A 12,127-nucleotide genomic window follows, 5' to 3' on the forward strand; every position below is an offset into this window, starting at 1 on the left:
GCTCCCAGCCCAAACCGTCACCGGTCATATGACCGGCGGGAGTCCAGCGATCAGACCGCGGCAGTGGCGGAGCCCGTCGTGGTGACGGCCTTGACAGCGGTCGAGGAGCCCGTCGTGGTGACGGCCTTGACAGCGGTCGAGGAGCCCGTCGTGGTGACGGCCTTGACAGCGGTCGAGGAGCCGGCGGAAACCACGTCGCTCTTGATCGAGTTCATTTTGGACCCTTTCAAATCGGGATTCTCTTGTCTCGGGGGTCGCCGTTTATAGCTTCCTACAAGGTGCACCTTGCGTGCCCTCTCGCCCCCTAACGAGCAGAGTGGCAGGGATGATCGACAGACCTCAAGATCATGTGGCGCACGTCACCTCAACTGGCAATTATGCCCTATTCTTCACATACTTCCGTTTTGACCTTGTAGATACATACAATCTGAGCGAGCGTCATGGACTGGTGTATGATTCGAAAACGATCACGACCAAGATCGCGTCGGGGGAAAGATATGCACAGAGTGGTCAGAAATCCTGAAAGGCATTCCAGAAACGATGCAGACCGCTCGCCGATTAAGCGCAGAGAACGTTCTCAAGGCCTACACAGGGCTCTCGGCCCGCGCAGGCATCACGCGGATCGCCAACATCACAGGGCTTGACAGCGTCGGGCTTCCCGTATTCCTGGCGATCCGACCGACCGCAAAATCTCTCACGGTCAGCATCGGGAAGTCGCCTGACCCCGTTGTGGCCCGCGCATCCGCCCTCATGGAATCATTGGAGACCTGGCACGCGGAGAACCTGTCGCTGCCGACCCGCACCCTTCCGTGGCTGCCGGGCGACAGAATAAGAGCCATCGATCCGCGATTACTGCCGGCCCCGCTCTATGACGTTCCCTCGTGTGACGACGCACCTCCGGCAGCATGGGTGGAGGGAGAAGAGCTGTTCACTGGGGATCGGACCTGGGTCCCCGAACCGGTTGTTTCCATGGACTTCACGAAGAATTGCGAGACCGTGCCCGTTGCGAGGAACTCCAACGGGCTCGCCTCAGGCGCGACGGAGGATCAGGCAGTCACGCACGCCCTCTGCGAGGTCATCGAGCGGGATGCCGAATGGCGGTGGCGCACCAGCGATCACAGCGGCCGAGTGGACCTGAGAAGCATCGCGCACCCCGCGTGGCCTGCGCTCTTCGCCATGCTGGACCGTGCGGGCCTGGAAGTGGCTGTCTGGGATGTCACTTCACCGGTCGGCATACCCTGCTTCGGTGCCGTCGTGCTTCCCTCGGACGACAGTGCGCTGTGGCGACCCACCGGCGTGCACGACGGGTTCGCCTGCCATCCCGACCCCTGGCGAGCGCTCGAATCCGCAGTCTGCGAGGCCGTACAGAAGAGGCTCACCTATATCGCCGGCAGCCGTGATGATCTTAGCCGCGAGGATTTCATCAGGGCCGCGGATCCGGAACTGGTGGAAACAGTACGACGGGAACTCGCCGCCGAACCGTCAGAGGTTGATTTCGACGTGATCCCCTCGCTCACCGCCGGGTCTTTCGCCGGTGAGCGCGAGATGGTGTCAGAGCACCTCCGGGCTGCGGGATACGAACAGGCCGTCAAAGTGGATCTGACCGTAGAGGAATATGGTGCGCCAGTGGTCAAAGTCATAGTTCCGGGAATGTATGGACCGTTTGGCAGCTGTGCCAGGCCCGCGGCGTTCCATGCATTCGAATCAGTCGGTATATAATCAGAATGAACCAGTCAACCGAAGTATTCGACCCGCGCCGTACGATCACCTTCCTGGGCCCCACCCTGCCCGTCAGGGAAGCAGCACAAGAGTTTCCGTGTACGTATGCCCCGCCCGCTGCCATCGGCGACGTCTATCGCGCCGTTCAACAGGCGCCGCAGACGCTGGTCATAGTCGACGGATATTTCGAAAGCGTTCCAGCCGTCTGGCACAAGGAGATTCTCCACGCTCTCGCCTCCGGAGTACGCGTCTACGGCTGTTCCAGCATGGGTGCTCTCCGCGCCGCCGAACTCTCGGTCCACGGCATGGTTGGTATCGGCGACATCTTCAGTATGTACGCGGAAGGCGTCCTGGAGGACGACGACGAGGTGGCGGTCACGCACACCTCCGCGGACACCGGGTACCGCTGTGTCTCCCACCCGATGGTCAACATCCGGCACGGGCTCCGTCTTGCCCGCGAAGCAGGGGTGTTGTCCGAGGAACAAGCCGCTACCCTGGCTGGCTTCACCAAGCAGTTGTTCTATGCCGACCGCCACTGGTCGCGGGTGTTCCAGCATGCCGCCGAGACGGGCGTACCACCCGCCGCGCTCAGGGATCTCACCGTGATCGCCCGTTCCGCAGCAGCCGACCTCAAGCGGCAGGATGCCCTCACCGCTCTGCGCAGCCTTGCAGACAACTCTCTCCCCGTAACCGACGTCGTCGTTCCAGCGTTTGCCGAGACCAACGCCTGGACGCACTTCGTGAGCACGGAGAACGCACCTCCTCCTCCTCCGCCTCCGGAGGACAGTCCGTGACCGCATCCCCGACCACCGTTCCTCAGGCCGCACAGGGCTTCGACTCCGTCGGCGCCGCGGCAGTGGCGGAGATCGCGCACTGGCTGGTCTCGTTTCTCACGCACGGCCACCCCGACCTCGGTCGCAAGGGTGCGGTCTGCCCTTTCATGGAACAGTCGCTCAAACTCGGGCGCACGGCGATCAGCGCGGTCGATGTCAGAGGTCCGCGTGGCGTCAGGCGGCTGGAGAACACGGCACGTTCGGCACTAGCCAGGCTGGGCGAGGAGCCCTCCGGAGACGACATCCACAACTCCTTCGTGCTGGTGCCGGTGGGCGAGGACCCCGATGTCTGCCAGGAGCTCGTCCTCGAGGTGCAGCAGCGCCTGAAGCGGGAAGCCGTCGTCGCGGGGAAGATGATCGGTGAGTTCTTCCCCGGGCATCCCATGCAAGGCGTGCACAGCCGCTCCTTCCGTCCGTTGGCCAGCCCGAGGCCCGTACTCGCCGTGCGAACGATGGTCGTCACGGACATCCTCTTCCTCACCTTCGCGGGGATACCCGCCGCCGACCGGCTGGCCTATCTGGCCGTCTGGGAGGAGCGGTTCGCCGATATGGCGGGCCACACCTGGATCCGCATGTATGAAGCAGCACGCACAGAGGCGGAGAGAGACGCGTGAAGAGCCTCGAGCAGGAACGCCGACGGATTGCCGAGTTGTTCGACATCGCCCCGAGCAGGGTGCTGCACGCCCTGGCCGTCCTCGGCGTAGCCGACCTCGTGGGACCGGACGGCACGGGGGCTCAGGCTCTCGAGGAAGAGCTGGGTCTCGGCCGCGAGAACCTGTGGCGCCTGCTGCGTGCCGCCGAGGCGCTGGGTGTACTGACCGTCGACGCTGAAGGCGGCGTCCGGCTGCTGACGGCTGGCACCTTGCTCAAGACTGACCACCCTGGCAGCTTGCGCGCCGAGTTCTCCGACAACGCCCTGTTCACGGCCTGGGGACCCTTCGTGGACTGCCTACGGAACGGCACGCCCAGCTACGAACTCTCCCACGGCGCACCTATCTTCGCACGGATGGACGATTCGCCGGAGGAGCTGCGGCAGTTCCACGAGCACATGCGTGTGCGCGCGACACAGCTCTACCGGCCGCTGCTGCCCCACTTGTTGGAACGGTGCGCTGACGACCCCGTCGACCTCGGCGGTGGCACCGGGGGGTTGTCCGTTCTGCTCCTGGATGCCTCGCCGACGCTGCAAGTGACGCTGACCGACCTGCCCGCGGTCATCGAACTGATCCCGGAGACGGTCCGCAACGCCTACCCCGGGCGCTTGGTGCTGAGCACGGGCGACATGTTCACCACCGTCCCCGCCGCGCACGGCACCTACCTCCTGGGCAGCGTCCTGCACGACTGGTCCGACGTCCGGGCCAGCGAACTGCTAACTCGTTGTGCTCGGGCCCTCCCCGAGCACGGCGAGATCATCCTGCTGGAACGGGTCCTGGACGAGACCGGCCCTGATACCCGGCGCATGAGTGACATGTGGATGATGGCCATGACGGGCGGACGGGAACGCTCCGAGAGCGAGTGGGCCGCCCTGGCCCGCCGTTCGGGGCTGGAACTGCGCGAGGTCCACCACGGCTCCGGTGAACTCGCCGCGATCACCCTGAGCCTGCCCGGTGCCGATACCACCGTGCACCTGAAGGAGTCGGCACGATGACATCCCAGTCCGACGCTCCCCTGTCGTTCCACCAGGAGCGCATGTGGGTCCTCCAATCCCTGCGCCCGGCCAGCCCCGCATACAACGTCGGCCTCGCCCTGCGCCACGCCCGCCGGGTCGACCGCGCCACGTTGTCAGCCGCCCTCTCGGCGCTCGTGCGGCGCCATGACATGCTCCGCACCCGCTATCACATGGCAACGGACGGAAGCCTCCTGCAAAGGGTGGACACAGCCTTCGACGTGCCGGTCGTCCGGCGTACCGAGACTGCCGACCGATCCTGGCACCAGCTTGCGGACGATCTGCTGCTGCAGCCCTTCGACCTTGCCGGTCCGCCACCTGTACGGTGCACCGTCGTCAGCCGCGGCGACGGAACCGACATCGTCTTCTTCTCCCTCCATCACATCCTGGTGGATGGCCTGTCCTGCGACACCCTCGGGCGGGACCTGACGGCTCTCTACGAGGCCTGCGCAGCCGGTACGGAACCCGAGCTCGAGGATCCCGGGGCGTCCTACGCCCTCATCGCCCGCAAGCAGCGCGAAGATGCTTCCCGGCTCTCCAGACATGTCGCTTACTGGCGCATCGCACTCGACGGCTTCGATCGGCTGGACCTGCCGCTGGACCGACCCCGCCGGCCGTCTGCCGACGCGGCGGGCGGAAAGATCAGGCTGGAACTCGGGGCTGAACTCATCGCGCGCCTCGAGAGGTTCGCGTTCCGCCAGCGCTGCGCACTGTCCAGCGTTCTGGCGGCGACGTTTGTTCTGCTTATGCGCGCACACTGCGGCCAGGACGACATCACCTTCGGATCGATGCTGTCGGGCCGCAGCCCAGCGGACCGGAACGCGGTCGGCTTCTTCGCCAACACCGTGCCTGTGCGGGTACGGCTCGAGGGCGTAAGGACCTTCAGGGATCTTGTGCGGCATGTCAACGCCATCCTTCTCAAGGCACAGGAACACCAGGACGCGCCCTTCGAACAGGTGGTCGCCGCGGTCGAACCGGCTCGGGAGGCCGGGCGACACCCTGTCTTCGACGTCGGCTACGTCCATCATGGATCCCTTCCCTCGGACTACAGACCCGGCTGGGACAGGGCACCGTGGCAGGAACCGATCGTCCGTTTCGACCTCGAGCTCGAAACGGAGGTTGTCGACGGTTCACTCGTCGCCGTCCTGGGATACCGCAAAGAGCTGTTCGATGCATCGACCGCCGACCGCATCGCCGCGCGCCTCGCCGAGCTCTTCAGCCGCGCTGACTCTCTCGGCGACGACGACGTGCGTGCCATACGCGTACTCACAGCCGCCGAAGAGGCTTCGGTCCTCACCGAGTGGAACTCGAACGAGGCCGAAGTGGCCGAGTGTTCCTTCGCCGACGTCTTCGAGGAGCAGGCCGCCAGAACACCCGAAGGCGCCGCTCTGTGTTTCGGCGAACGCGTGCTCACCTACCGGCAAGTGAACGAGGACGCGAACCAGTTGGCACACCTGCTCGTCGCAGCGGGGGTCGGTGCCGAAACCGTCGTCGCCGTATCGGTGCCCAGATCCCCGGGCATGATCCTGGGAGTCCTGGCGATTCTGAAGAGCGGCGGGGCCTTCCTGCCCGTCGACCCGGAATACCCATCAGCCCGCATCGACTACATGATCCAGGACGCCCGTCCGGCGCTGGTGATCACCACGCCCGCGTTGGCCGATCGGTTCGGGAATGTGCCCTGCCTGCTGATCGAGGAGTCCGGTGCTCCGCACCAATCCGCCGGTGACTCGACGGACGGGGCGAGCGACGTCTCCAATCCTGACCGGGACGCCCTGGCAGCCCATCCGCTCGCCGCGATGTGCCTGTACTACACATCCGGATCCACCGGGGCGCCGAAGGCGGTCGTCGTGCCGCACGCTGGGCTTGCCAGCGTGCTCCACTTTCAGCGACACCACCTCAAGGCGGGACCGAACAGCAGCGTCCTGCAGTTCTTCTCACTGAGCTTCGACGTCGCCCTGTGGGAAATGTCGCTGGCCCTGTTGTGGGGGGGAGCCTTTGTCCTCGTCCCAGCGACGGACGTGCTCGACGCCGATCGTCTGTGGGATCACGCGCACCGCCGACACGTCACCCATATGTCCTGCACACCGTCCATGCTGGAGACGCTGCCGCCCGACACCCTGCCTGCAGGCTGCACGGTGATGCTGGGCGGCGAGCCCTCTCCGCGGGACCTAGTGGCACGCTGGGCGGCCCGCCACCAGGTTTTCAACCTCTACGGCCCCACCGAGACCACGCTCTGCGCGACGGGCAGCGACCCCGCCACCGGCGACGAGGCACCGCCGATCGGCCGACCGGTCACCAACCAGCAGATCTACGTCCTCGACAGCAATCTGCGCCCCGTGCCGCCTGGTGTCCCCGGCGAGCTGTACCTCGCGGGCGCGGGGCTCGCCCGCGGATATCTCGGCCGGCCCGACCTGACCGCCACACGTTTCATCGCCTGCCCCTTCGGCAACGCCGGGGAACGCATGTACCGCACCGGCGACATGGTCCGCTGGCGACCCGACGGATCTCTCAAGTTCCTGGGCCGGACCGACGAGCAGGTCAAGATCAGAGGCTTCCGCGTCGAGCTCGGTGAGATCGAGTCCGCCCTGAATGCGCTCGAGGCCGTGCGCCAGGCCGTGGTGTTGTTGCTGGAGGACTCCCCTGGCATCCGACGGATCGTTGCCTATTACGTCCTGAACGCAGGGCCGCCGGCCAGGGACGAAGCCATACGCACGGCTCTGCGGGACCGGCTGCCTGACCACATGGTCCCGTCGGCGTTCGTCGCGCTGGAAGCCCTCCCCGTCACCTCCAACGGCAAGCTCGACCGCAAGGCGTTGCCGACACCGCCGACCGACCTGAGCCGTACCGGTCGTGCCCCCCGCGACGCCGAGGAGGAGGCGCTCCACGCCGTCTTCCGCGAACTGCTCGACTCCCCCGGACTCGACATCGACACCAGTTTCTTCGCAGCGGGCGGCGACTCGCTCCTAGCCACGCGTCTGATGAGCAGGATCCGCCGGGATCTCGGCCTGGACATCACCATCCAGCAGCTCTTCGAAGCGCCGACCGTGGCCGGGCTGCGAGCGTGTGTCACATCGGCCGTCGCGACCGCCAATGGCATGCCGGTCGGTACCGCAGCGACCCTCGGTACACCGCCTCCGCGCCGTACCGGCTTCATCGACTGAAACCTGAGGAGATCGCCCTGTGCCGGTGATGCACGTCGGAAACCTGATAGCTGCCGAGGCATTCGGCGGCACCCTGACCTATCCCCCCGCCGCATACCACGCGGCGGGTGTGTGCGGCCAGCGCATCCTGTGGGCGGCGGAGGACGGAGACGTCTTCGTCCTCCCCATCGCCCCGGAGGTGGCATATCTGCGGTATGTCACTGATCTGCTCGGCGTCGATCCCGACTCGCTGACCATCCTGGTCCCACCCGCTGGCCCGCCGGGGTACGGCACGGTGTCGGCGGCCTGTCTCGACGACACCGCGTTCCTGAAAGCGGTGTCAGAGGCCGCAGACAGGGCCCAGGTCCGCATACTCGCCCCGTACTATTTCGACGACGTGGCTGTCGGTCTGGCACGGGCGGCCGGAGTGCACACGGGGACACCCGGGTTCGCATACTTCGCCGAAGGCGGCAGCCGCCTCCTCAACAGCAAGGCGACGTTCCGGGCGCTCGCGCGCGGCAACGGTGTTCCCGTTCCGGACGGTGTCGTGGCATACACGCCCGAGAAGGCGGCGGGGTACGCCGCTGAGGTCCTCGCGTCGGGGCACAGCATCATCGTCAAGCAGGACTTCCAGATCGGCGGGCACGGCAATTTGGTACTGACCCTCGGCCCGGCCACAGAACACATCGGCGCGCTGGGGACCATACAGCTGAAGCACCCCCGTGACGTCATGGAGCACTTCACGCGGGAATGGGGGGCGTACGCACACAACGGCAGGCACCCCGTCATCGTCGAGACGTACCTCCCGGACTGCCTGCCCATCTATCTGGAGCTGAACGTCCAGGAGGAGGGGGTCGCGCTCTTCGGACACGGCGAGATGCTGATGAATCCGATCAACAACGGTGTGCTTGTGACGAACCACATGACGGACGCGCCCGCGTACGCGGACTTCGTCGAACAGGGCATGCGGCTGGGCAATCTTGCGCGTCGGCTTGGTTACCGGGGTCTGATGAGCGTGGACGCCATCGTGACTCCGTCCGGCGAGATCCTCGCAAACGAGATCAACGCCCGGCACGGCGGATCGAGTCATGTGCACCGCTTGACCGACCGCGTCCTCGGCCCGGGCCAGAGAGCCCACAGCCTGATAGCCAAGGCCAGAGGGACCGATCTGTCATTCAATGCGCTGGTGGACCAACTCCGCACAAGCGGCCTCGCCTTCGACCCGAGCAACAAACGCGGCGTGATCGTCACCATGGGCATCACGCCGGGTGGCAGCTTCGAGTACTGCGCGGTGGGCAAGTCCCTGGACGAGGCCAGGGACCTGGCCGCGGCGATGGACGCCCGTTTCACGGAGGCGTCGTGACGAAGACCCACGAGGCACTCTCCGCATCCGAAACCCGGCCGTCCGCGCTCGTGGTCCTGCGGAACCGTGCTGTGCTCCGTTTCTTCCTGGCCAGGACCATCGCGCTACTCGGCAGTTCCATGGCACCTGTCGCGCTCGCCTTCGCCGCGTTGACGATGCCTGGCGGGAGCGCGACCGACCTCGGTGTCGTGCTCATGGCCCGAGCTTTCGTTCAGATCCTCTTCCTGCTGGTCGGTGGTGTCGTCGCCGATCACTGGGAACGGCGTCGAGTCATGGTCCTCTCCGACGTGACTGCCGGGTGCACCCAGACGGCGATCGCTGCCCTGGTCATGGCGGGCAGCGCCACCACCCTCAGCCTGGCCCTGCTGTCCATGGTCAGCGGCGCGGCGGCGGCAATGTTCGACCCGGCCGCGCGTTCCCTCATGCCGAGTCTCGTCGGAACGGACAGCCTCCAGACGGCCAACGCACTGCTGCGCTCGTCCATCCGGACCGCGACCATCGCCGGCACCGCGCTCGCAGGCGTCCTCGTGGCCGGGATCGGTCCCGGGCAGACCCTCGCGGTGAACGCGGCAACCTTCCTGGTATCGGCCTTCCTAGTGGCTTCCATCCCGCTGCGCGGCCGGAGTGGGTACAGGCCCTCGGCCGCCGGCCCCTCCTTCCTTCATCTACTGCGGACTGGATGGCGGGAGTTCATCTCACGCCGCTGGGTCTGGCCGTCCGTGGTCCAGCTCGGGCTGGTGAACGTACTGCTCGCAGGCCCGTTCTTCGTCCTCGGGCCAGTCGTCGCCCAACGGGAAATGGGCGGGGCATCCGCCTGGGCAACGGTCTCCACGGCTCAGGCGCTCGGGTTCGTCGTCGGCAGCGTCCTCGCCATCCGGCTGCGGCCACGGTTTCCGCTTCGGGTGACCGCCCTGCTGACCATGGGTTTCCCGCTGCCGCTGTTCTTGCTGGGCGCAACGCGATCCCTGGCCGCCGTGGCGATCGCGAGCTTCCTGGCGGGAGTCTGCATCGACGTGTACGACGTCCTGCTGGAAACGACACTGCAGCGGCATGTCCCCGAGGAGGCTCTCGCCCGTGTCATGTCCTACGAGACTCTCGGCTCCTTCGCGATGGTGCCTGTGGGGCTGGCAGTCGTGGGGCCTGTGTCCGCACTCGCCGGTACGGGGACCACCCTGCTGGCAGCCGCCTGCGTCATCGTGATGACCGGCCCGCTGCTCCTCCTCGTGCCCGCCGTGCGCCGATTCCGGCACGAACCGACACCTTGACCTCGCCGAGCACCTTCCACACCCCCACCAGCAGCGGCCATCGGAGTATGTACATGCCCGACTCACCTCAGTTCAGCGTCATCAGCGGTGATGTCATCGGGCGGATCCTCGAAGAGGACCCGGCCCGCACGGTGGAGGCCGTCCGTCAGGCCTACCTCGCCCACGGTGACCGGCAGAGCATCAATCCGCCCAGTTCCTTCCTACGCTTCCCCGAGCGCCCGGAATCGCGGATCATCGCTCTGCCGGCCTCGCTCGGCGGCAGCTTCGGCGTGGACGGCATCAAGTGGATATCCAGCTTCCCCCAAAACATCGCTTCCGGAATACCGAGGGCGTCCGCAGTCCTCATCCTGAACGACCAGCAGACGGGTTACCCATTCGCCTGTCTGGAGAGCTCGATCATCAGCGCAACCCGCACCGCCGCCTCGGCCGCGCTGGCAGCCGCCGAACTTCACTCCAACCGGACGCGCCCCAGGTCGGTGACCTTCTTCGGCACCGGACTGATCGCGCGGTACATCCACACCTATCTGCGCGACACGGGATGGGAATTTGCCACGGTCCATGTCCACGACCACAACGACGAGTACGCGCAAGCCTTCCGCAACTACCTCACAGGCTCGGGTGAACAGGCGGAGATCGTCATCACGGGGGCCGAAGCCGCAGTCCGGTCCTCGAACCTGGTCGTCTTCGCCACAACGGCAGGCGAGCCACACGTCACGGAGCTCGACTGGTTGAGCCACAACCCTGTTGTCTTGCACATCTCCCTGCGGGACCTGTCCCCGGAGATCATCCTCTCCTCCGCCAACGTCGTCGACGACGCGGAGCACTGTCTCAAGGCCAACACCTCGCCGCACCTCGCGCACAAACTCGCGGGCCACGCGGAGTTCATCAACGGAACGCTGAGCGAGATCATGAGTAGCAAGGCCGAGGTCCCTACGGACCGACCGCTGATCTTTTCCCCGTTCGGACTCGGTGTCCTCGATCTTGCGGTGGGCATCTCCGTCTACCGAGAGGCACGAGCACAGGGCCTCACCACTCCGATACCGGGCTTTTTCCACGACCTGAATCGCTACGCATAATCCATCATCCCAGGCTCCCAGCCCGCTGCACCCGGCGTGCCACGGAGCGACGCAGGACGTCTGAACGGACTGTTCACACACAGAAGGAAAGCGAGTTGCCTGTGGCACGCGTCGTGATCGATGTCATGCTCAAGCCGGAGATCCTCGACCCCCAGGGCCAGGCGGTGCAGCGTGCACTACCGCGCCTAGGCTTCGAGGGGATCGCGGATGTCCGTCAGGGAAAGCGTTTCGAGCTCGAGGTGGAGGGGCCGGTCGACGACGCCGCCCTCGCCCGGATCCATGAGATCGCCGAAATGCTTCTCGCCAACACCGTCATAGAGGACTTCGTCGTAAAGGTGGAGTCGTGACCTCTCGCATCGGAGTCATCACGTTCCCCGGAACGCTCGACGACCGAGACACACTGCGCGCCGTCCGCATCGCAGGCGCCGAGCCGATCCCGCTGTGGCACCACGACAAGGGCCTCAAGCAGGTCGACGCGGTCGTCCTTCCCGGCGGCTTCTCCTACGGCGACTATCTGCGGGCCGGAGCGATCTCCCGCTTCTCTCCAGTGATGGAGTCGGTCATCGAGCAGGCGAAGGCCGGAATGCCGGTCCTCGGCATCTGCAATGGCTTCCAGGTGCTCACCGAGACACACCTGCTGCCCGGTGCGATGCTGCGGAACAACCATCTGCACTTCATCTGCCGCGACCAGAAGCTGCGCGTCGAGAACGCGGACACCGCCTGGACCACGGACTACGAGCCGGGCCAGGAGATCTCCGTCCCGCTGAAAAGCATCGACGGCCGGTACGTCGCCAACGAGCGGGTCCTCGACGAACTCGAAGCTGAGGGCCGGATCGCCTTCCGCTACCTGGACGGCAACCCCAACGGCTCGCTCCGCGACATCGCCGGCATCACCAACACCGCCGGAAACGTCGTCGGCCTGATGCCGCACCCCGAGCACGCCGTCGAGCCGCTAATCGGCACCGGTCGCACCGACGGCCTCGCATTCTTCACCTCGATCCTGAAGAAGCTGGCCAACGCCTGATGAGCCCCGACACCGAAACAGCCAAGGAAGCAACTGAGCGCCCC

General features: G+C 66.0%; 11 protein-coding genes. 10 read left to right on the forward strand and 1 reads right to left on the reverse strand.

Annotation, left to right across the window (positions count from 1 at the left end):
* Window positions 1-50: 50 nt before the first annotated feature.
* Window positions 51-215, reverse strand: a complete 165-nt coding sequence (locus tag NMK44_RS29485) for a hypothetical protein (RefSeq protein ID WP_254748769.1) — start codon at window positions 213-215, stop codon at window positions 51-53.
* 325 nt (window positions 216-540) lie between these two features.
* Here NMK44_RS29485 and NMK44_RS29490 point away from each other — a divergent pair, with 325 nt between their 5' ends.
* The 10 genes from NMK44_RS29490 to purQ all read left to right on the forward strand — a co-directional run bounded on the left by NMK44_RS29490 (window position 541) and on the right by purQ (window position 12,083).
* Window positions 541-1,719 carry a YcaO-like family protein gene (locus NMK44_RS29490; protein WP_254748771.1) on the forward strand — a complete coding sequence of 393 codons (1,179 nt, stop codon included), beginning with the start codon at window positions 541-543 and terminating at the stop codon, window positions 1,717-1,719.
* Window positions 1,720-1,724: 5 nt separating this feature from the next.
* The gene (locus NMK44_RS29495) at window positions 1,725-2,513 is read left to right on the forward strand and encodes a TfuA-like protein (RefSeq protein WP_254748773.1); all 789 of its coding nucleotides are present in this window, start codon (window positions 1,725-1,727) and stop codon (window positions 2,511-2,513) included.
* Complete coding sequence (locus NMK44_RS29500) at window positions 2,510-3,166, forward strand: DUF6875 domain-containing protein (RefSeq protein ID WP_254748775.1); 657 nt, start codon at window positions 2,510-2,512, stop codon at window positions 3,164-3,166. Before NMK44_RS29495 ends, NMK44_RS29500 begins: the two co-directional genes overlap by 4 nt.
* Window positions 3,163-4,197, forward strand: a complete 1,035-nt coding sequence (locus NMK44_RS29505) for a methyltransferase (RefSeq protein ID WP_254748777.1) — start codon at window positions 3,163-3,165, stop codon at window positions 4,195-4,197. Before NMK44_RS29500 ends, NMK44_RS29505 begins: the two co-directional genes overlap by 4 nt.
* Window positions 4,194-7,376, forward strand: coding sequence for a non-ribosomal peptide synthetase (locus NMK44_RS29510; protein WP_254748779.1), 3,183 nt, complete (start codon window positions 4,194-4,196; stop codon window positions 7,374-7,376). Before NMK44_RS29505 ends, NMK44_RS29510 begins: the two co-directional genes overlap by 4 nt.
* Window positions 7,377-7,404: 28 nt before the next feature.
* Window positions 7,405-8,718: a preATP grasp domain-containing protein gene (locus tag NMK44_RS29515; RefSeq protein ID WP_254748872.1), complete on the forward strand. Its 1,314-nt coding sequence runs from the start codon at window positions 7,405-7,407 to the stop codon at window positions 8,716-8,718.
* Window positions 8,715-9,983 carry an MFS transporter gene (locus NMK44_RS29520; RefSeq protein WP_254748781.1) on the forward strand — a complete coding sequence of 423 codons (1,269 nt, stop codon included), beginning with the start codon at window positions 8,715-8,717 and terminating at the stop codon, window positions 9,981-9,983. The genes NMK44_RS29515 and NMK44_RS29520 overlap by 4 nt, the downstream gene beginning before the upstream one ends.
* Before the next feature lie 47 nt (window positions 9,984-10,030).
* Complete coding sequence (sbnB, locus tag NMK44_RS29525) at window positions 10,031-11,059, forward strand: 2,3-diaminopropionate biosynthesis protein SbnB (RefSeq protein WP_254748783.1); 1,029 nt, start codon at window positions 10,031-10,033, stop codon at window positions 11,057-11,059.
* A 101-nt stretch (window positions 11,060-11,160) separates the two neighbouring features.
* Window positions 11,161-11,406: a phosphoribosylformylglycinamidine synthase subunit PurS gene (gene purS / locus NMK44_RS29530; RefSeq protein WP_254748785.1), complete on the forward strand. Its 246-nt coding sequence runs from the start codon at window positions 11,161-11,163 to the stop codon at window positions 11,404-11,406.
* Window positions 11,403-12,083: a phosphoribosylformylglycinamidine synthase subunit PurQ gene (purQ, locus tag NMK44_RS29535; RefSeq protein ID WP_254748787.1), complete on the forward strand. Its 681-nt coding sequence runs from the start codon at window positions 11,403-11,405 to the stop codon at window positions 12,081-12,083. The genes purS and purQ overlap by 4 nt, the downstream gene beginning before the upstream one ends.
* The last annotated feature ends 44 nt before the right edge of the window (window positions 12,084-12,127 follow it).

Origin of the sequence: Streptomyces cucumeris (assembly GCF_024295805.1) — a bacterium.
GTDB lineage: Bacteria > Actinomycetota > Actinomycetes > Streptomycetales > Streptomycetaceae > Streptomyces > Streptomyces cucumeris.

What these genes read in the sequence shown, in the direction of transcription:
- NMK44_RS29485 (WP_254748769.1), bottom strand. Translation starts at nt 215, where the DNA reads ATGAACTCGATCAAGAGCGACGTGGTTTCCGCCGGCTCCTCGACCGCT.
- NMK44_RS29490 (WP_254748771.1), top strand. Translation starts at nt 541, where the DNA reads ATGCAGACCGCTCGCCGATTAAGCGCAGAGAACGTTCTCAAGGCCTAC.
- NMK44_RS29495 (WP_254748773.1), top strand. Translation starts at nt 1,725, where the DNA reads ATGAACCAGTCAACCGAAGTATTCGACCCGCGCCGTACGATCACCTTC.
- NMK44_RS29510 (WP_254748779.1), top strand. Translation starts at nt 4,194, where the DNA reads ATGACATCCCAGTCCGACGCTCCCCTGTCGTTCCACCAGGAGCGCATG.
- NMK44_RS29515 (WP_254748872.1), top strand. Translation starts at nt 7,405, where the DNA reads ATGCACGTCGGAAACCTGATAGCTGCCGAGGCATTCGGCGGCACCCTG.
- sbnB (WP_254748783.1), top strand. Translation starts at nt 10,031, where the DNA reads ATGTACATGCCCGACTCACCTCAGTTCAGCGTCATCAGCGGTGATGTC.